The following is an 18,653-nucleotide window of genomic DNA, read 5'->3' on the forward strand; positions in this document are numbered from 1 at the left end:
TGTGATCCTGCCGCCATGCCCCGCAGCAAAAGCAGTTCCCGCTGGCTGCGGGAACACTTCGACGACGTCTACGTGAAAAAGGCCCAGGCCGAGGGCGTGCGCTCGCGCGCGGTCTACAAGCTGGAGGAACTGATCGAGCGCGATCGCCTGCTCAGGCCGGGCATCACCGTGGTCGATCTGGGTGCGGCTCCGGGAGGCTGGTCGCAGCTGGTGCGCCAGCGCCTGGGCGATACCGGCAAGGTGGTGGCGCTGGACATTCTTCCCATGCAGGGCATTGCCGGCGTGGATTTTCTGCAAGGCGACTTCCGCGAGGCGGACGTGTTGTCGCAGCTGGAAGTGCGACTGGACAACCGCAAGGTCGATCTTGTGCTGTCGGACATGGCCCCCAATATGAGTGGCGTGGCGCTGGCCGACCAGATCCGTTCGATGGATCTGGCCGAGCTGGCGCTGGATTTCAGCCGGCAGTGGCTCAAGCCGGGCGGTTCGTTCCTGATCAAGCTGTTCCAGGGAACGGGCTTCGACGATTACCTTCGCAGCTTGCGCGCGGACTTTTCGCGCGTGAGTATGCGTAAACCTAAGGCCTCCCGCGCGCGTTCGCGGGAGGTGTACGCGCTGGCCGTCGGGCTCAAGTCCGACGGAGCGCAACCGGGCGGAAACCGTGTATGAACGAGATGGCTAAAAACCTCCTGCTCTGGCTGATCATCGCGGTGGTGCTCATCGCCGTGTTCCAGAGCTTCAATCCGCACGGCGTCGCCTCGTCCGATCTGCCCTACAGCGCGTTCGTGCAGAACGTGGAAAACGGCAACGTGTCCAGTGCCAACATCAGTGCGGAGAACCCGGCCACCATCAGCGGCAAGCTGAAGGACGGCAGCACCTTCCGCACGGTGGCTCCGGTGCTGGGCTTCTCCACCAACACCGTGATCAAGCAGATGCAGGACAAGGGGGTCGAGGTCCGCCAGGAGTCGGCTCCGGGGTTCTCGCTGGTCAACCTGCTGGTGAGCTGGCTGCCGGTGATCCTGATCGCGGGCGTGTTCATCTGGTTCATGCGCCAGATGCAGTCGGGCGCCGGCGGGCGCGGCGCGATGAGCTTCGGTCGTTCGCGTGCCAAGCTGCAGGGCGAGGACCAGGTGAAGGTCAACTTCAGCGACGTGGCCGGTTGCGACGAGGCCAAGGAGGAGGTCGGCGAACTGGTCGAGTTCCTGCGCGATCCGGGCAAGTTCCAGAAGCTGGGCGGCAAGATTCCGCGCGGCGTGCTGATGGTCGGCCCGCCGGGCACCGGCAAGACGCTGCTCGCCAAGGCGATCGCCGGCGAGGCGAAAGTGCCGTTCTTCTCGATCTCCGGTTCGGATTTCGTCGAGATGTTCGTGGGCGTCGGCGCCTCGCGCGTGCGCGACATGTTCGAGCAGGCCAAGAAGCATGCGCCGTGCATCATCTTCATCGACGAGATCGATGCGGTCGGCCGTCATCGCGGTGCCGGGCTGGGCGGCGGTCACGACGAGCGCGAGCAGACCCTCAACCAGTTGCTGGTGGAGATGGACGGCTTCGAGGGCACCGAGGGCATCATCGTCATTGCCGCCACCAATCGCCCCGACGTGCTCGATCCGGCGCTGCTGCGTCCGGGTCGTTTCGATCGCCAGGTGGTCGTCGGGCTGCCCGACGTGAAGGGGCGTGAGCAGATCCTGCAGGTGCACCTGCGCAAGGTACCGATGGCGAGCGACGTCAACGCCATGGTGATCGCGCGCGGCACGCCGGGTTTCTCCGGAGCGGACCTGGCCAACCTCGTCAACGAGGCGGCGCTGTTCGCAGCCCGGGAAAATGCGCGCGAAGTGCGCATGAGCCATCTGGACAAGGCGCGCGACAAGATCCTGATGGGTGCCGAACGCCGCTCGATGGCCATGAGCGAGGACGAAAAGAAGCTCACCGCCTATCACGAGGCCGGCCATGCCATCGTGGGTCGCCTGGTGCCGGAGCACGACCCGGTCTACAAGGTGACCATCATTCCGCGCGGTCGCGCGCTCGGCGTGACGATGTACCTGCCCGAGAGCGACAAGTACAGCATCAACCGCGTGGCGATCCAGTCGCAGCTGTGCTCTCTGTATGGCGGGCGGGTGGCGGAGGAGCTGATCTTCGGTGCCGACAAGGTCACCACGGGGGCTTCCAACGATATCGAGCGCGCCACCAAGATGGCACGCAACATGGTGACCAAGTGGGGCCTGTCCGACGAACTCGGGCCGATCACCTACGGCGAGGACGAAGACGAGGTGTTCCTCGGCCGTTCGGTCACCCAGCACAAGAGCATCTCGAACGAGACGGCAAGCAAGATCGATGCGGTGGTGCGCGGCATCCTCGACCGGGCCTACGCACGCAGCAAGCAGTTGCTCACCGACAACATCGACAAGCTGCACGTGATGGCCGAGGCGCTGCTGCAGTACGAGACGATCGACGCGCACCAGATTGACGAGATCATGGCCGGACACATACCGGGACCACCCGCCGACTGGTCCAAGAGCGGCTCGGGAGGTCCGGTGCCCCCATTGCCGCCACGTGGCGATACCGGATCGAGCAAGCTGGGCAACCCGGCGGTGCAGAACTGACTGGCGGTCGTCCACGGATCACGAGGCATGGCGCCGCGGCTCGTCCGCGGCGCTCTCGTTTGGATGGCCAAACGACAGGCGCCGGCTCCGATGACGCCGGCCGTCCGCCGCGACGAAGTACGACGGTCCCGCAAAAAAATCAAAAAAGGTGTTGACGCCCGGCGGCTCTATCTGAATAATTCCGCTTCTTGCTTCGGCTCTCTTCGTACAGGTGAAGGGCGTCAAGGCAACAGGTTTGAAGTGTGCGCCCGTAGCTCAGCTGGATAGAGTACCTGGCTACGAACCAGGCGGTCGGGAGTTCGAATCTCTCCGGGCGCGCCACCTTCATCCGGGAATCGTCCGCCAGCGGGCAGATTCGATCTGCAGGGCAGCGGGTTGCGCCTGCAGGCCGGACAGCGTTTATTAGGTTCGGTATGTTCGTATACGGATTGACTGGGCTGCATGTCACCCGTACATTTGAAAGCTTCGCGCGGCGATGTGATCGATCGATGTGATCGATGTTTTCGGCGGGGTATAGCTCAGTCTGGTAGAGCGTTGCGTTTGGGACGCAAAAGTCGGGGGTTCGAATCCCTCTGCCCCGACCACGCTAGGCTCTTCCGCGCGGTGACTGCGCCTGTAGCTCAACCGGATAGAGCATCGGCCTTCTAAGCCGACGGTTGCAGGTTCGAGTCCTGTCGGGCGCGCCAACAACAAGTTTTACGGTGGGCGTAGCTCAGCTGGTTAGAGTCCCGGATTGTGATTCCGGATGTCGTGGGTTCGAATCCCATCGCTCACCCCAAATTGGAAAGTTTCAGGGCCGTTAGCTCAGCTGGTAGAGCAGTTGACTCTTAATCAATTGGTCGTAGGTTCGAATCCTACACGGCCCACCAGTGAAACCAGGACGCCGGTCGATCTCGACCGGCGTTTTGCGTTCCAGGCAAGTATTTTTTCCGTCAGGGCGGAGCGTCGGCCGCGGTTCCGGAGCGCTTGTGCTGCAGGCTGGCGCGACCCTAGAATACGGGGCTTTCGTGTAAGGGAATCATCGACTTAGAGCCGTTCTGCAGAGTGCACGAACCGCTCGCCGCAGTTGCCTTGCCGCGGTGAATTGTTCGTGAAATCTGCCGCTTACGGCACTTCGACGGTAGCCAGGCGAAAGTGGCGGAACTGGTAGACGCACCAGATTTAGGTTCTGGCGGGGTACTCCTCGTGCGGGTTCGAGTCCCGCCTTTCGCACCAATTCCCTTGCTGTTTTCACGTTGCCGGTGGCCCATGCGCCGCCGCGGTGCCCCTACCGGGGGCGTCATACAGAGGTCACTCAGGAGTCGTCATGCAGGTTTCGGTTGAAAACGTCGGCAAGCTCGAGCGCAAGCTCACGGTGAGGTTTCCTGCCGAGCGCTACGAGTCGCAGGTCAGCGCGCGCATCGCGGAGATGGGCCGCACGGTCCGTCTCAAGGGTTTCCGTCCGGGCAGGGTGCCGACGACCATCATCCAGCAGCGATTCGGTGCACAGGTGCGTGGCGAAGTGCTCTCGGATCTGATCGGCAGCACGCTGCGTGAGGCCTTCGACAAGGAGAACCTGCGTCCGGTGGCGAATCCGGCCATCGATACCACAGGCAAGCCGGAGAATGGCGAGATCGCCTACACGGCCACTTTCGAGGTGATGCCCGAGTTCCCGGCCATCGACGTCTCCACGCTGGCGATCCAGCGCCCGGTGGCCGAAGTGTCCGATGCGGACATCGGAAAGATGATCGAGACCTTGCGCCAGCAGCGGCGCACCTTCGACGCCGTGGACCGTGCCTCGAAGGAAGGCGATTTCGTGATGTTCGAGTACGCCGCCCAGGCAGGCGACTACCGCTTTCCGGCCGAGGGCCTGGAGCGTGCCGGAAGCGTGCTGGGTTCGGGCACGCTGTTCAAGGCGCTGGACGAGGCGCTGACCGGTCGCAAGGGCGATGAGTCGTTCGAGGCGGACATCGATTTCCCGGCCGATTTCCGCAACGAACAACTGGCCGGCAAGACGGCCAGGGTCAGCTTCAGCATCATCAAGGTGCAGGAGCCGGCGCTGCCGGAAGTCGACGCCGCGTTCGCCAAGCTGTTCGGTATTGTCGACGGCGATCTGGACACGTTCCGCAAGGAAGTCCGGGCCAACCTGGAGCGCGAACTGAAAGCTACGCTCATGGCGCGCCTGAAGTCCGAGGTGGCGGAGAAGCTTGCCGAGACCTATGCCGATGTCGACGTGCCGAACCTGATGGTGCAGTCCGAGGCTCGCGCCCTGGCCGCGGGCAGCGTTCCGCAGGGCCAGCAGCCCCCGCCGCAACTGATCGAGGCCGCGGCGCCGATGGCGCGCAAGCGCGTCCTGGCCGGCCTGCTGATGGGCGAGATCGCCCGCAAGCAGTCGCTGGTGATCGATCGCAAGCGCGTGGCCGAGCAGTTGGCGGCGATTGCCTCGACCTACGAGGAGCCCGAGCAGGTCATTGAACTGTACAACTCCGATCCCCAATTGATGCAGGGACTGCAGAACCGCGTGATGGAAGACCAGGTGGCCGAGTGGGTAGCGCAACACGCCAACACCACGATCCAGAATCTGAGCTTTGACGAGGTCATGCGTCCGGCGGGTGCCTGAGCCGCGTATGCTCGGGTTGTTTCACAAGGCCAATCACCGGAGTGCCGCACAGATGACCATGGACACGATCACCAACCTCAACCTGATTCCCATGGTCGTCGAGCAGACGGCCCGCGGCGAGCGTTCGTACGACATCTACTCCCGCCTGCTGAAGGAGCGGGTGATCTTCCTGGTGGGCGAGGTGAACGATCACGTTGCCAACCTGCTGGTGGCGCAGATGCTGTTCCTCGAGTCGGAGAATCCCGAAAAGGACATCCATCTGTACATCAACAGCCCCGGTGGCGCGGTGACCGCAGGCCTTGCGATCTACGACACGATGCAGTTCGTCAAGCCCGACGTCAGCACCATGTGCATCGGCCAGGCCTGCAGTGCGGCGTCGTTGCTGTTGATGGCGGGCGCCAAGGGCAAGCGGTACTCGCTGCCCAATTCCCGCGTGATGATCCACCAGCCGTCCGGCGGTGCCCGTGGCCAGGCGACGGATATCGAGATCCAGGCCCAGGAAATCCTTTACCTGCGCCGTCGCCTGAACCAGATCTATGTCGACCATACCGGCCAGCCGCTCGAAAAGATCGAGCGGGACATGGAGCGCGACCGCTTCATGAGCGCCGAGGCGGCCAAGGAGTATGGGCTGATCGATTCCGTGCTGGATCGTCGGGCAGTCGACAGCGTCAAGTCGGCCTGATCGAGCAGTTGCCAGGCTGTTTTTCCCGGGTTCCGCGTCTGGATTCAGGCGCGGAGCCCTGTGTTATTCTCGGACCGAAAACCGAGTTACAGGCAGGATCACGAGCATGAGCGACGAGCGGCAGGGGCGTTCCACCGACAGCGGCAAGATTCTCTACTGCTCCTTCTGCGGCAAGAGCCAGCATGAGGTGCGCAAGCTGATCGCGGGTCCCTCCGTGTTCATCTGCGACGAGTGCGTGGAGCTCTGCAACGACATCATCCGCGAAGAGCTGGAAGAGAAGGCAGCCTCCGGGCGCACGCAGCTGCCGAAGCCCCGCGAGATCATGGAAACGCTGGACCAGTACGTGGTCGGGCAGACGCGCGCCAAGAAGTCGCTGGCCGTAGCGGTCTACAACCATTACAAGCGGATGGAGTCGCGCCAGAAGAGCGACGAGATCGAACTGGGCAAGTCCAACATCCTGCTGATCGGACCGACCGGCTCGGGCAAGACGCTGCTGGCGGAGACGCTGGCGCGGCTGTTGAACGTGCCTTTCACCATCGCCGACGCAACCACGCTCACCGAGGCCGGTTACGTTGGCGAGGATGTCGAGAACATCATCCAGAAGCTCCTGCAGAAGTGCGACTACGACGTCGAGAAGGCACAGTCCGGCATCGTCTACATCGACGAGATCGACAAGATCTCGCGCAAGAGCGAGAACCCGTCGATCACCCGCGACGTGTCGGGAGAGGGCGTGCAGCAGGCCCTGCTCAAGCTGATCGAGGGTACGCTGGCCTCGGTGCCGCCGCAGGGCGGGCGCAAGCATCCGCAACAGGAGTTCCTGCAGGTCGACACCAAGAACATCCTGTTCATTTGCGGCGGTGCGTTTGCCGGTCTGGAGAAGGTGATCCAGCAGCGTTCGGAGACTACCGGCATCGGCTTTTCCGCCGAAGTGCGGTCCAAGGAGCGCACCACCAATCTGGGCAAGGTACTGGCGGAAGTCGAGCCGGCCGATCTCGTCCGCTTCGGTCTCATTCCGGAATTCGTGGGTCGCCTGCCCGTGGTGGCGACGCTCGACGAGCTGGACGAACCGGCGCTGGTGAAGATTCTCACCGAGCCCAAGAACGCAGTCACCAAGCAGTTCCGCAAGTTGTTCGAGATGGAGGGCGCCGAGCTGGAGTTCCGTCCGGAAGCCCTGCAGGCCATCGCTCGCAAGGCGCTCAAGCGCAAGACGGGAGCACGCGGTCTGCGCACCATTCTGGAGCAGGTGCTGCTCGATACCATGTACGAATTGCCGTCGCTTGAGCACGTCAGCAAGGTGGTCGTCGATGATACCGTGATCGATGGTCAGGCCGAGCCCTATCTGATCTATCGCGGCAACCTGCAGCAGCGGGCGGTGGGGGATGGTGGCGGCGCAGCCTGAATGCATCGGCAGCCTGATGGAAGAGCCCGGCCCGTGCCGGGCTTTTTCCTTTTTCCAACGCCTGTCGCGGCCTTGAGCGGGTGGCTTGCTGCCTCCACTTGACGGGATGGTGTCTCCGGCGCAGTGTCGGGGACAGGTCTGATTTGAGAAATTTTCATGGCAAAGAACGCCTCTTCGACCACCGTGACCGCCGGAACTCCGGCACCGCTCGATGCGCTGCCGGTGCTGCCGCTGCGCGACGTGGTGGTTTATCCGCACATGGTGATTCCGCTGTTTGTCGGCCGCGACAAATCCATGCGCGCGCTCGAGCGCGCCATGGAAGGCGAGCGCCAGATCCTGCTGGTGGCCCAGAAGAGTCCCGACATCGACGACCCGGGGATCGCCGATCTGCATCAGGTCGGCACGCTCGCCGGCGTGCTGCAACTGCTCAAGCTGCCCGACGGCACCGTGAAGGTGCTGGTCGAAGGCCAGGCCCGTGCTGCCATCGAGGATTACCGGGACGACGGCGGCATGCTGACGGCCCGTTCGCACGTGATCGAGCCGGTATACAGCTCGAAGGAGCGCGAGCTCGACGTGGTCTCCCGTACCCTGACGTCGTTGTTCGAGCAGCTGGTCAAGCAGAGCCGGAAACTGCCTCCTGAGGTACTCGCCACCCTGTCCGGGATCGAGGATCCCTCACGTCTGGCGGATTCGATTGCGGCCCATCTGTCAGTACGCATGGCCGACAAGCAGAAAGTGCTGGAAACGGCTGATGTCGGGCAACGCCTTGAGCTGCTGATCGGCCTGGTCGACGGCGAAATGGACCTGCAGCAGGTGGAAAAGCGCATCCGCGGACGCGTGAAGTCGCAAATGGAGAAGAGCCAGCGCGAGTACTACCTCAACGAGCAGATGAAGGCGATCCAGAAGGAACTCGGCGAGGGCGAGGAAGGCTCCAGCGAAGTGGAGGAGCTGCAGCGCAAGATCGATGCTGCCGGCATGCCCAGGGCGGTGCTGGCCAAGGCGCGCCAGGAGTTCAACAAGCTCAGGCAGATGTCGCCGATGTCGGCCGAGGCGACCGTGGTGCGCAATTATCTCGACTGGCTGGTGGGCGTGCCGTGGAAAAAGCGCTCCAAGGTGCGCAAGGATCTTCAGCTCGCCCAGGAGGTGCTCGATGCCGATCACTTCGGCCTGGAAAAGGTCAAGGAGCGCATCCTGGAATACCTCGCCGTACAGCAGCGTGTGAACGCCATGAAGGGGCCGATCCTCTGCCTGGTGGGGCCGCCGGGCGTGGGCAAGACGTCGCTGGGCCAGTCGATCGCCAAGGCGACCAATCGAAAATTCGTGCGCATGAGCCTCGGCGGCGTGCGCGACGAGGCGGAGATCCGCGGCCATCGCCGCACCTATATCGGCTCGATGCCCGGGCGCATCGTGCAGAACTTGAACAAGGTCGGCGCCAGGAACCCGCTGTTCGTGCTCGACGAGATCGACAAGATGTCGATGGACTTCCGCGGCGATCCGTCTTCGGCCCTGCTGGAAGTGCTCGACCCGGAGCAGAACCATGCGTTCAACGACCACTACCTGGAGGTCGATCTGGATCTTTCCGAGGTGATGTGGATCGCCACGGCCAATTCGCTGAACATCCCCGGCCCGCTCCTCGATCGCATGGAAGTGATCCGCATCCCGGGCTACACCGAGGACGAGAAGCTGGCCATCGCCCAGCGCTACCTGTTGCCCAAGCAGCTGAAGGCCAATGGCCTGAAAGCGGAAGAGCTCAGCGTGGACGCGACCGCGGTGCGCGACATCGTGCGTTACTACACGCGCGAATCCGGCGTGCGCAACCTTGAGCGCGAGATCTCCAAGATCTGCCGCAAGGTGGTGAAGGAGATCACGCTGGGTGAGGTCGAGGCGGTCGCCAGCAAGGCGGGCACCGCGAAGGCCAAGTCGGCCAGAGTGAGGACCGGAAAAGCGCCTACTGGCGTGGTCGTGACGGGTGAAAACCTGGAGCACTACCTGGGCGTGCGCCGCTTCGACTTCGGCCGGAAGGAATTGCAGAACGAGGTAGGCCTGGTGACCGGCCTGGCCTGGACCCAGGTCGGTGGCGACCTGCTCAGCATCGAGGCTTCGGTGGTACCCGGCAAGGGCAAGCTGGTGCACACCGGCCAGCTCGGCGACGTGATGAAGGAATCGATCCAGGCGGCGCTCTCGGTGGTGCGTGCGCGCACCGAGGCCCTGGGCATCGACCCCGAGTTCCACCAGAAGCTCGACATGCATATCCACGTGCCCGAGGGTGCCACGCCGAAGGATGGACCGAGCGCGGGCATCGCCATGTGCACCGCGCTGGTGTCCGTGCTGACGCGCGTGCCGGTGCGCTCGGAGGTGGCGATGACCGGCGAGATCACCTTGCGTGGACGTGTGCTGCCGATCGGCGGTCTGAAAGAGAAGCTGCTGGCAGCCCATCGCGGCGGCATCACCACGGTGATCATTCCCGAGGAAAACAAGAAGGATCTGACCGACATCCCCGACAACATCACCGGCTCGCTGGACATCCACCCGGTGCGCTGGATCGACGAGGTGCTCGACATTGCGCTGGAGCGTCCCCTGCAGCCGGTTGCGCTACCGACCGGGGAGATCACCAAGGTCGAGGTCAAATCCGAAGATCCTGCCGGCAGTCCGTCGCGAACGCACTGATCCGGAACAATCCCGATGATGCGGAAAACGCCCGGCTGGTCCGGGCGTTTTCATTTGCTGCGATTGCAACATGGCCGCGTTTCCGACGGCATTTCCATCTTGCGTGTCAAGCACCGGCGGACTGGTTCGCGAACCCGGCGATATCGCCGCAAAGCCTTGCTGCAACTTGTATTGCGGATTCGCGTGAGCCACTGGTATAAAGGCGTACCGCAATCCCCGCGCCTTCGTTTTTCGCGCAGTGATGCGGGATAGCGGACGGCGCCTAGCGGAGCCAATCATCCATGTCGGCGTCGTCTCAGTCCCAACTGACCACGCGGGCCGCAAACCGTTTAAGGGAGTGTCTCAATGAATAAAACCGATCTGATCAATGCGATTGCCGACAAGGCCGAGCTGACCAAGGCCGATGCCGGTCGCGCCCTCGAGGCGTTCTTTGAAACCGTCCAGAAGGCTCTCAAGAAAGGTGACGACGTGTCCGTCGTCGGCTTTGGCACCTTCACTGTCCGCAAGCGCGCTGCTCGCACGGGTCGCAACCCGCGCACCAACGAGACGATCAAGATCAAGGCCTCGAAGGTTCCGGCTTTCAAAGCTGGCAAGACCCTGAAGGATGCCCTAAACTAAGCGGCTCGCTGCTTGGTTTCGGGTGCTTAGCTCAGCGGTAGAGCGTCGCCCTTACAAGGCGAGGGTCGTAGGTTCGAACCCTACAGCACCCACCAGAAAAAATGCGGAGCGGTAGTTCAGTCGGTTAGAATGCTGGCCTGTCACGCCGGAGGTCGCGGGTTCGAGTCCCGTCCGCTCCGCCAGAGTTAGCAAGGGCGCCCGCGTGGCGCCCTTGTCGTTTACAGGATGCGCTCAGCGCGCAAGTCTCACGTAACCGGGAAAGTCTTCCATGCTGCAGGCACTGCGTACCAAGCTTCACGGGTGGCCGTCCATCGTCATTCTGGGCATCTGCGTATTCGCCATCTCCTTCTTCGGCATCGAGTCCTACTTCATGTCGCGCAACGACACCTTCGTGGCGAAAGTGGGCAAGCAGGAAATCAGCCAGCAGCAGTTTACCGAGCGCGTGAACCAGCTGCGCCAGCGCGCCAGCGCCGAGCAGGGCGACAGCTTCGATGGCAGCGTGTTCGAGCAGCCGGCGACCAAGCTGCAGATCCTCAACCAGATGATCGATGAGAAAGTCCTGGACAAGGCCAACGCCGATCTCGGCCTGGTGGTGTCCGATCAGGCGGTGCGCGATGTCATTGCCTCGATCCCGTCCTTCCAGCTCGACGGCCAGTTCGATCCCACGACCTATCGCACCGTGCTCTCCATGCAGGGCAAGACGCCTGCCATGTTCGAGAGCGAGATTCGCGCGTCGCTCGAACCGGGGTTGATTCCCGAAGCGATCACAGCCGGCACGATCGTCACCGATAGTGATCTGGATCGTTACATCAATCTGCGTCTGCAACGCCGCACCGTGCGTTACGCCCCACTGCCGCAGCCGAAGATCGATGATGCGCCGGTGACCGATGAGCAGATCGGCAATTATTACGCGCAGCACAAGGGCGAGTTCGTGACGCCGGAGCAGGTGTCGCTGCAATACATCGAAATCAACCAGGCGGACGTCAAGCCCGAGGCGCAGCCCACCGACGATGAACTGCGCAAGCGCTACGAGGATGAAAAGCAGAAGTTCGTGCAACCCGAACAGCGCCTCGTCTCGCACATCCTGGTCGACGTACCCAAGAACGCCACGCCGGACCAGCAGAAGGCCGCACTGGCCAAGGTCCAGAAGATTGCCGCGGAAGCCAATCCCACCGATTTCGCGCAGTTGGCGCGGAAGTATTCGGATGATCTGGGCTCCAGGCGCGCCGGTGGTGATCTCGGCTGGCTTGAAAAGGGTGTGGCCAACGCGGCGTTCGACGATGCCCTGTTCCGGATGCAGAAGGGTCAGATCTCCCAGCCCGTGCTCTCCGACGAGGGTTACCACATCATCTGGCTGCGCGACGTGCGCAGCGGCACCGCCAAGCCGTTCGAGGAGGTTCGCGACGAGCTGGCCAAGGAGGCGCAGTCCGGGTCGCGCGAGCGCGCCTTCAACAAGCTGGCCGGCAAGCTGACCGACATGACCTACCAGAGCCCCGCGTCGCTCGAACCTGCTGCGCAGGAGCTCGGCCTGGCGATCAAGTCCACCGAGCTGTTTTCGCGCGCTGGCGGCAAGGGCATCGCCGCAGATCCGAAGGTCCTCAAGGCAGCCTTCAGCGACGACGTGCTGGCACAGGGCAACAACTCGAACCTGATCGAGCTGGGCACCGGTCATGCGGTGGTGATTCGCGTGGACAAGCACATCCCGGCGGCAACCAAGCCGTTGGCCGAAGTGAAGGACCGCGTGCGTCAGCTGGTGCTGGCCGAGCGCGAGACTGCGGCCGCGAAGAAGCAGGCGGACACCTTGCTTGCCCGTCTCGACAAAGGCGAATCCTTCAACACGGTGACGAGTTCGGTCCAGGCGACCGTGAAGAGGGTGGAAGGCATCGTTCGCACTCAGCCCGGGCTGCCGCCAGAGCTTGAGCAAAAGGCATTCCTGATGCCGCATCCGGTCGATGGCAAGCCCCGGTTCGCCGCGGTGAAGATGGCCGATGGAAGCTTCGCGCTGCTGGCGCTGGACAAGGTGGAAGGGGCGGACATGAGCAAGATTCGCCCCGAGGACCTCAAGATGCTGCACGGCCAGATGGTGAAGGCCTATGGCAACGAGGCCGCCCATGAGTTCATCGAGCAGGTGAAGGCCAGGAGCGAGATCACCATTGCCAAGGACCGGCTCTGATCCCTGGCGTTCGATTCCGTACCAAATGACAGCAAGCGGCCATCGGGCCGCTTGCTGTCTGGCCGGAGGCTGCGAAGGCGAGGCGCGGCTAGTCGGGGGCGTGCAGTCGCAGCACCTGGCCGGGATGTACCTGGTCGTCGCGCAGTCCATTCCATCGCTTCAGCTGCAGCACGCCCACGCCGGCGCGCCGGGCAATCACCCACAGGTTCTCGCCGGGCTTCACCGTGTGGTTTGGATAGGTTTGCGCCCGTGCGGGGACTTTGCCCGAACCGGATACAGCATCCGACGCGCTGACCTCGTGCATCGCCTCGACAAAGCGATCGACCCGATTGCCCGGGAGCATCAGCGTCGGCGCCATGCTCGGATCGATGCGATGGTTCAGGAAGCCCGCGTTGTAGTCGCGCAGCGCATCGATCGACATGCCTGCATGCCTGGCCGCGGTCTCCAGCGACATCGGATGCTCGATCGGCACCGCGACCAGCCGCTGGTCCGCCGGCAGCGTCGGAAGCTGCACATGGAAGCGATCGGGTTCGCGTACCACGCAGGCGATGGCGAGCAGTTTGACGAGGTGCTCGCGGGTCACCTTCCTCACCGGCAGACCGGGGATCACCGGTTGTTCCGGGGGCGTTCCGAACCTGGCAAGCAGCCTGCGCACAGCGAACTCGCCGGCGTTGTAGGCGTAGTCGGTCAACCGCCAATCGTGGAACTGGTCCTGGTAGCGACGAAGCATCGTCATCACCGCTTCGGTCGCTGTCGCCATGTCCAAGCGCCCGTCGAAATGGCGGTTGACGGGCAGCCCCAGCGATCCTGCCGTGATCGGCACGATCTGCCACATGCCGGCTGGTTGCCGTCCGCGGCCGCGCACGGGCAGGTAGCGACTCTCGACCCAGGGCAGCAGCACGAATTCACCCGCCACCCGATGCTTCTCGGCGATTCCCTGGATGAAACGCAGCCGCGGCAGCGAATGTGCCAGACGTTGTTCGAACCCGCGGGGATTGGCGGTAAAGCGATGAGCCCAGCGTTGCACGGCCGGATCACTGTCGCAGTCGGCCATGGCAAAACTGGCGCGCAGCCGCGACCATGCATCGGCAGCGGGCGTGTCGGAGGGCGTGACCACCGCCTGCACGGGCTCCGTTGTCGCCGTGGCGCCGGGGATCGTGGCGGCCGGAGGCGGTACCGGCAAAGGTTTGGGCATGGGAGCCGCACACGCCGCCAGCAGGGCCGCCAGCAGCGTGGCCAGCGGACGGTGCAGCCGGGTCCGGGCCAGGGTCATCCGCGGAACTGGTCCTTGGCCGCGCGCAGCGCTGCGAAACGGGCGATGCGATCGCCGCCGGCCATGCCCCATGCCGTCGCCCACGCCACCAGCGCGGGTTGATCCACGCGCAGGAAAGGATTGGTCGCCAACTCGCCACCCAACGATGCCGGCAAGGTGGGCTGGCCCCCTTCACGCAGGCGCGCGACCTCGGCCAGTCGTGCCGACAGTGCCGGATTGTCGCCATCGACGGTTGCCGCGAAGCGACCGTTGGCGGCGGTGTACTCGTGGGCGCAGCACACCAGGGTTTGTTCGGGCAGCTGGCCGAGGCGGTCGAGCGAGGCGAGCATCTGCGCGGGAGTGCCCTCGAAGAGGCGGCCGCAGCCGAGGCTGAAAAGCGTGTCGCCACAGAAGAGGCAGCCCTCGCCGGCATAGGCGATGTGGCTGAGTGTATGCCCGGGGACGGCCAGCACCTGGAAGCGTGCGGCAGGTGCCGAGAACACCACGCTGTCGCCGTCAGCGACCCGGACGTCGACCGCGGGGATGCGCGGATCGTGCGGCGCATGCACGGTGGCGCCATGGCGATGGCGCAAGTCAGCCACTCCCCCTATGTGATCGTGATGGTGGTGGGTCAGCAGAATGGCCCGAAGCCGCAGGCGACATTCGGCCAGCGCGCGCTCCACCGCTGCACTCTCGCCGGGGTCCACCACGATCGCGTCACCGGTCTCGTCGTACAGCAGCCAGATGTAGTTGTCGGCCAGGGCCGGTAGCGCAAGCAGGTGCACGTCCGTCTCCGCATGATGTTGCACGGCCATCCATCGTCAGCCGGGCGCGTCGGACCGCCGACTATAACCGTGGCTTTCGGGGTGCTCGTTAGTGGCGTGTTAATCCGGTCGGCATCGGATGGCGGCTGTCGGCGGCTGCCGATGCATTGCGCCAGCGGCTACACTCCTGTGGCCCACGATCGGATATAGCGCATGTCCGCAACCTGTCCCGACATCTATGTCAGCGCGCCCCTGCGGCGATTGCTGGAGGACGAAGCACGCGACCTGTCGCCGGAACTCCAGCGCTGTACCGGCAGTCATGGACTGCTGGTGACGGCCGCCCCGCAAGACCCGCCGCCAGGGCTTCCGCTGCTGGCGTGCTGGACGCACCTGCACCTGGCTGGCGAACGTTACGCTGGCGATCTGCTCGGTCGCACCGACGAACCGCTGCCGTTTCTGGACGATGCCTTCGAACTGGTGATCCTGCGCCATGCGCTGGAGGCGGCAGCGTTTCCTCAGCCGTTGCTGGAAGAGGCGATTCGCGTGCTGTCTCCCGGCGGTCTGCTGGTACTGAGCGGGGTGCATCCGCTCAGTCTGTGGATGCCGTGGCTCGTCTGGCACGGCCGGCGCCAGTCATGGCGCCCGCGCATGCCCCTGCAGGTAGGCGAGTGGCTGCGCCGCAGCGCGATGCAGGTGGAATGTGTGCGCCGCGTCGGCCACGTGCTGCCCGGCGGGGCAGGGACCTCGCGCTGGTCCGAGGCGATCGGTGGCGGCTATGTGCTGCTGGCGCGCAAGCGGCGCCGGGCCGTCACGCCGATCCGGCTGGTGCCGCGTCCGCTGCGCGCTCCTGCCGATGCCGGGCTCGCCCCCGGCGCACGACGCAACTCGGCCTGATTGGCCGGCATGAACGAGGATCGACGTTGACCGAAGTGGAAGCATTTACCGATGGCGCCTGTCTGGGCAATCCCGGACCCGGCGGCTGGGCCGCGCTGCTGCGCTCCAGGGGCACCGAGCGCATGCTGGCCGGTGGCGAGCCCGATACCACCAACAACCGCATGGAACTCATGGCCGCGATCGCGGCGCTGGAAGCCCTGAAGCGCCCCTGCAAGGTCCATCTCACCACTGACTCGCGCTACGTGATGCAGGGCATCGAGGAATGGGTGCCGAAGTGGCGCGCCAACGGCTGGCGCACGGCCGATTGCAAGCCGGTGAAGAACCAGGATCTGTGGCAGCGCCTGTCGGAGGCGACCGCGCCGCACGCGGTCCGCTGGCAGTGGGTGCGTGGACACAACGGGCATGTCGAGAACGAGCGTGTCGACGTGGCGGCCCGCGAGCAGGCCGAACACTACCGGAGCAAGGCATGAGGCAGATTGTTCTCGATACCGAAACCACCGGCCTGGAAGTACGCCAGGGGCACCGGCTGATCGAAATCGCCGGTCTGGAAATGGTGGAGCGGCGGCTGACCGGGCGTCGCTACCAGACCTATCTCAATCCCGATCGCGCGATCGACGAGGGTGCTCGCCAGGTCACCGGCATCGAGGACGATTTCCTGCTCGACAAGCCGCGTTTCGCCGACGTGGCGGAGGACTTCCTGGCCTTCATCGACGGCGCCGAACTGATCATCCACAACGCGGCGTTCGATCTCGGCTTTCTCAATGCCGAACTGGCGCGCCTGCCCGAACCGCCGGGCACGATCCAGCAGCGCTGCACCGTACTGGACACACTGGCGCTGGCGCGCGAACGCTACCCCGGCCAGCGCAACAGCCTCGATGCGTTGTGCAAGCGCCTGGGCGTGGACAACTCCGCGCGCGAGTTGCACGGCGGATTGATCGACTGCCACCTGTTGGCGGACGTCTATATCGCGATGACCTCGGGGCAGGTCGCGCTCGACCTGGGCTTGGACAAGCCGCGAGAGGAACAGCGCGCCGCCATCATCGTCCCGGTCGAACTGCGGCGCCGTCCGCGCGTGTTGCGCGCCGATGCGGACGAACTGATGGCCCACGAGAAGCGGCTGGATGCGCTGGACAAGAGTGCCGGCGGCACCAGCGTGTGGCGGCGAGAATCGCCTTCGGTTGGATGACCGTGCTCAGCTGAGGCGTACGAGGATCACGGTAAGGTTGTCGTTGCCGCTGGCTTCCAGCCCATCCAGCAGCAGGTGGTCGACGCACTCCTGGGCGGCCAGGTCGGTTCGCCGAGCCGTGCGGGCGAGGGCCGCATCATCCAGCCCCTCGGTCAGCCCGTCGGTGCACAGCAGGAAACCGGTGCCGGCCCGGCATGCGCCGCGTGCCACGCCAACATGGATCTGCTCGGCCGTGGTGATTCCCAGCGCCTGCGTCAGCACGTTGCGCTGGGGATGGCGTGCGGCCAGTGCAGGATCGAGACGGCCGGCGCTGATCAGTTCCTGCACCAGGGAGTGGTCGTGGCTGACCTGCCTGAAATGCTCGCCGAACGCGTAGATGCGGCTGTCGCCGACCCACACCAGCTCGTAGGTTTCCTGGTCAATCTTCAGCGCGGCCAGGGTGGTGCCCATCGGCAGCGCATCGTGACTGCGCCGGGCGTGCGATTCCAGCTGAACGGCGGCCCTGCGCACGGCGTCGATGAGTGGGGCGCCGCCGCGGATCTCCTCGACCACCGCGTCGCGCGCCAATGCCGACGCCACTTCTCCGTGCTGGTGTCCGCCCATGCCGTCGGCCACCAGGAACAGGCCCAGCGCAGGGTCGGCGTAATAGGCGTCCTCATTGCGCGAGCGGCGCAATCCGACGTGGGTTCCGTGTCCGAATTCGATCATGGGGGCTGGGCTGCCGGTCAATCAGGGCAGCATGCCGGATGCGGCCGCCTGTTGTCACGGCTCGCGGGCATGCGTATGATCACCGGCTCGCGCGGACCACCGTGTGACCCCTTTGGAGAGGTGGCAGAGTGGTCGAATGTACCTGACTCGAAATCAGGCGTACGTGTAAGCGTACCGTGGGTTCGAATCCCACCCTCTCCGCCAGTTGTACTAATGCCCTGATTTTTCAGGGCTTTTTTTGTTTCTGCAAGTTTGGGCGGTTGGTCAAACCGGTTGGTCAATTCCAACCTATCGACAAGGGCCACATCTACAAGCTCCTCAGCAACCGAACCTACCTCGGTGAGTTGCGGCACAAGGAGCAGTGGTACCAGGCGGAGCACCCGCCCATCATCAGCCGCGAACTGTGGGATGGCGTCCACGCGATCCTGGCCACCAATAGCCAGGTGCGCGGCAACGCGACCTGGGCAACCGTGGCGTATCTGCTCAAGGGCATCGTGTTCGGCAACGATGGCCGGGCACTGTCGCCTTGGCACACGACCAGGAAGAATGGCCGTCGGCACCGGTACGACGTGCCTCAGGGCGCCGCCAAGGAGCACATGGGTGCCTCAGGCCTGCCGCGACTGCCGGCCGCCGAACTCGAGTCAGCCGTGCTCGACCAACTGCGCGCGATCCTGCGTGCCCCGAATCTCCTGGGTGAGATGTTGCCGCAGGCGATCAAGCTGATCCAACCTTGGACGAGGCGAAGATCACCGTGGTCATGACCAGGCTCGACGCGATTTGGGATCAACTTTTCCCGGCCAAGCAGACCCGAACCGTGAAATTGCTGGTTGAGGAAGTCATCGTGTCACCCAACGACCTCGAAGTGCGGCTGCGTGCCAACGGCATCGAACGCCAAGTGTTGGAACTGCGCCCCAGAGCCGGTCGAGCAACAAGCGGAGGCAATGGCATGAGACATCCGTATCCAGAAGACCGGTGAGCCGGACATCCTGCAGACCGGCGACCGCAGGCTGCCCTTGTCCGTGCCGATTCAGATCAAGCACTGCAGTGGCCGCAAGTTGGTCACCCTGCAAACGGGGAAATCGCACCAGTCAGGCCGTGGGATGTGGCACCGACGCCA

At 64.3% G+C, this 18,653-nt stretch carries 16 protein-coding genes and 9 tRNA genes; 22 read left to right on the top strand and 3 right to left on the bottom strand.

The window, feature by feature from the left end:
* The first annotated feature begins 15 nt into the window (after positions 1–15).
* From rlmE to ACO2Q2_RS05565, 16 genes are all read left to right on the top strand, one after another.
* The gene (gene rlmE / locus ACO2Q2_RS05490; RefSeq protein ID WP_423254782.1) at positions 16–666 is read left to right on the top strand and encodes a 23S rRNA (uridine(2552)-2'-O)-methyltransferase RlmE; all 651 of its coding nucleotides are present in this window, start codon (positions 16–18) and stop codon (positions 664–666) included.
* Positions 663–2,594, top strand: coding sequence for an ATP-dependent zinc metalloprotease FtsH (ftsH, locus tag ACO2Q2_RS05495; RefSeq protein WP_423254783.1), 1,932 nt, complete (start codon positions 663–665; stop codon positions 2,592–2,594). The genes rlmE and ftsH overlap by 4 nt, the downstream gene beginning before the upstream one ends.
* Positions 2,595–2,838: 244 nt before the next feature.
* A tRNA-Arg gene (locus tag ACO2Q2_RS05500) sits at positions 2,839–2,915 on the top strand.
* Positions 2,916–3,101: 186 nt separating this feature from the next.
* Positions 3,102–3,178 (top strand) — tRNA-Pro (locus tag ACO2Q2_RS05505).
* 25 nt (positions 3,179–3,203) lie between these two features.
* Positions 3,204–3,280, top strand: a tRNA-Arg gene (locus ACO2Q2_RS05510).
* A gap of 15 nt (positions 3,281–3,295) precedes the next feature.
* Positions 3,296–3,372 (top strand) — tRNA-His (locus tag ACO2Q2_RS05515).
* A 15-nt stretch (positions 3,373–3,387) separates the two neighbouring features.
* Positions 3,388–3,463 (top strand) — tRNA-Lys (locus ACO2Q2_RS05520).
* A 259-nt stretch (positions 3,464–3,722) separates the two neighbouring features.
* Positions 3,723–3,809: transfer RNA gene (locus tag ACO2Q2_RS05525), tRNA-Leu, on the top strand.
* Between the two features lie 91 nt (positions 3,810–3,900).
* Positions 3,901–5,193: a trigger factor gene (gene tig, locus ACO2Q2_RS05530; RefSeq protein ID WP_423254784.1), complete on the top strand. Its 1,293-nt coding sequence runs from the start codon at positions 3,901–3,903 to the stop codon at positions 5,191–5,193.
* A 52-nt stretch (positions 5,194–5,245) separates the two neighbouring features.
* A complete protein-coding gene (gene clpP / locus ACO2Q2_RS05535; protein WP_423254785.1) occupies positions 5,246–5,875 on the top strand; it encodes an ATP-dependent Clp endopeptidase proteolytic subunit ClpP in 630 nt (209 codons plus the stop codon).
* A 106-nt stretch (positions 5,876–5,981) separates the two neighbouring features.
* Positions 5,982–7,274, top strand: a complete 1,293-nt coding sequence (clpX, locus tag ACO2Q2_RS05540; RefSeq protein WP_423254786.1) for an ATP-dependent Clp protease ATP-binding subunit ClpX — start codon at positions 5,982–5,984, stop codon at positions 7,272–7,274.
* Positions 7,275–7,430: 156 nt separating this feature from the next.
* Positions 7,431–9,941 (top strand): endopeptidase La, encoded by a 2,511-nt coding sequence (gene lon / locus ACO2Q2_RS05545; RefSeq protein ID WP_423254787.1) that lies wholly within the window; start codon positions 7,431–7,433, stop codon positions 9,939–9,941.
* Between the two features lie 345 nt (positions 9,942–10,286).
* Complete coding sequence (locus tag ACO2Q2_RS05550; RefSeq protein ID WP_017461157.1) at positions 10,287–10,559, top strand: HU family DNA-binding protein; 273 nt, start codon at positions 10,287–10,289, stop codon at positions 10,557–10,559.
* A gap of 20 nt (positions 10,560–10,579) precedes the next feature.
* Positions 10,580–10,654 (top strand) — tRNA-Val (locus ACO2Q2_RS05555).
* Positions 10,655–10,664: 10 nt separating this feature from the next.
* A tRNA-Asp gene (locus tag ACO2Q2_RS05560) sits at positions 10,665–10,741 on the top strand.
* A gap of 86 nt (positions 10,742–10,827) precedes the next feature.
* Positions 10,828–12,732 carry a SurA N-terminal domain-containing protein gene (locus ACO2Q2_RS05565; RefSeq protein WP_423254788.1) on the top strand — a complete coding sequence of 635 codons (1,905 nt, stop codon included), beginning with the start codon at positions 10,828–10,830 and terminating at the stop codon, positions 12,730–12,732.
* 88 nt (positions 12,733–12,820) lie between these two features.
* Here the strand turns inward: ACO2Q2_RS05565 and ACO2Q2_RS05570 are convergent, their stop codons facing one another.
* On the bottom strand, positions 12,821–13,858 hold the full coding sequence (locus tag ACO2Q2_RS05570; protein ID WP_423254789.1) for a LysM peptidoglycan-binding domain-containing protein: 1,038 nt from the start codon (positions 13,856–13,858) through the stop codon (positions 12,821–12,823).
* A gap of 143 nt (positions 13,859–14,001) precedes the next feature.
* Positions 14,002–14,769 (bottom strand): hydroxyacylglutathione hydrolase, encoded by a 768-nt coding sequence (gene gloB, locus ACO2Q2_RS05575; RefSeq protein WP_423254790.1) that lies wholly within the window; start codon positions 14,767–14,769, stop codon positions 14,002–14,004.
* A gap of 192 nt (positions 14,770–14,961) precedes the next feature.
* Here gloB and ACO2Q2_RS05580 point away from each other — a divergent pair, with 192 nt between their 5' ends.
* The 3 genes from ACO2Q2_RS05580 to dnaQ are packed head-to-tail and all read left to right on the top strand — an operon-like array spanning position 14,962 to position 16,828.
* Positions 14,962–15,642: a methyltransferase domain-containing protein gene (locus tag ACO2Q2_RS05580; RefSeq protein WP_423254791.1), complete on the top strand. Its 681-nt coding sequence runs from the start codon at positions 14,962–14,964 to the stop codon at positions 15,640–15,642.
* A 26-nt stretch (positions 15,643–15,668) separates the two neighbouring features.
* A complete protein-coding gene (rnhA, locus tag ACO2Q2_RS05585) occupies positions 15,669–16,112 on the top strand; it encodes a ribonuclease HI (RefSeq protein WP_423254792.1) in 444 nt (147 codons plus the stop codon).
* The gene (dnaQ, locus tag ACO2Q2_RS05590; RefSeq protein WP_423254793.1) at positions 16,109–16,828 is read left to right on the top strand and encodes a DNA polymerase III subunit epsilon; all 720 of its coding nucleotides are present in this window, start codon (positions 16,109–16,111) and stop codon (positions 16,826–16,828) included. Before rnhA ends, dnaQ begins: the two co-directional genes overlap by 4 nt.
* Before the next feature lie 6 nt (positions 16,829–16,834).
* Here dnaQ and ACO2Q2_RS05595 read toward each other — a convergent pair whose 3' ends face one another.
* Positions 16,835–17,536 carry a PP2C family protein-serine/threonine phosphatase gene (locus tag ACO2Q2_RS05595; RefSeq protein WP_423254794.1) on the bottom strand — a complete coding sequence of 234 codons (702 nt, stop codon included), beginning with the start codon at positions 17,534–17,536 and terminating at the stop codon, positions 16,835–16,837.
* Positions 17,537–17,650: 114 nt separating this feature from the next.
* Here ACO2Q2_RS05595 and ACO2Q2_RS05600 point away from each other — a divergent pair.
* The 3 genes from ACO2Q2_RS05600 (at position 17,651) to ACO2Q2_RS05610 (ending at position 18,512) form a co-directional block, all read left to right on the top strand.
* Positions 17,651–17,740: transfer RNA gene (locus ACO2Q2_RS05600), tRNA-Ser, on the top strand.
* Positions 17,713–18,297: a recombinase family protein gene (locus tag ACO2Q2_RS05605; protein WP_423254795.1), complete on the top strand. Its 585-nt coding sequence runs from the start codon at positions 17,713–17,715 to the stop codon at positions 18,295–18,297. Before ACO2Q2_RS05600 ends, ACO2Q2_RS05605 begins: the two co-directional genes overlap by 28 nt.
* Positions 18,294–18,512: a hypothetical protein gene (locus ACO2Q2_RS05610; RefSeq protein WP_423254796.1), complete on the top strand. Its 219-nt coding sequence runs from the start codon at positions 18,294–18,296 to the stop codon at positions 18,510–18,512. Before ACO2Q2_RS05605 ends, ACO2Q2_RS05610 begins: the two co-directional genes overlap by 4 nt.
* Positions 18,513–18,653: the final 141 nt, after the last annotated feature.

It is taken from the genome of Dyella sp. KRB-257, assembly GCF_049445995.1.
GTDB lineage: Bacteria > Pseudomonadota > Gammaproteobacteria > Xanthomonadales > Rhodanobacteraceae > Dyella_A.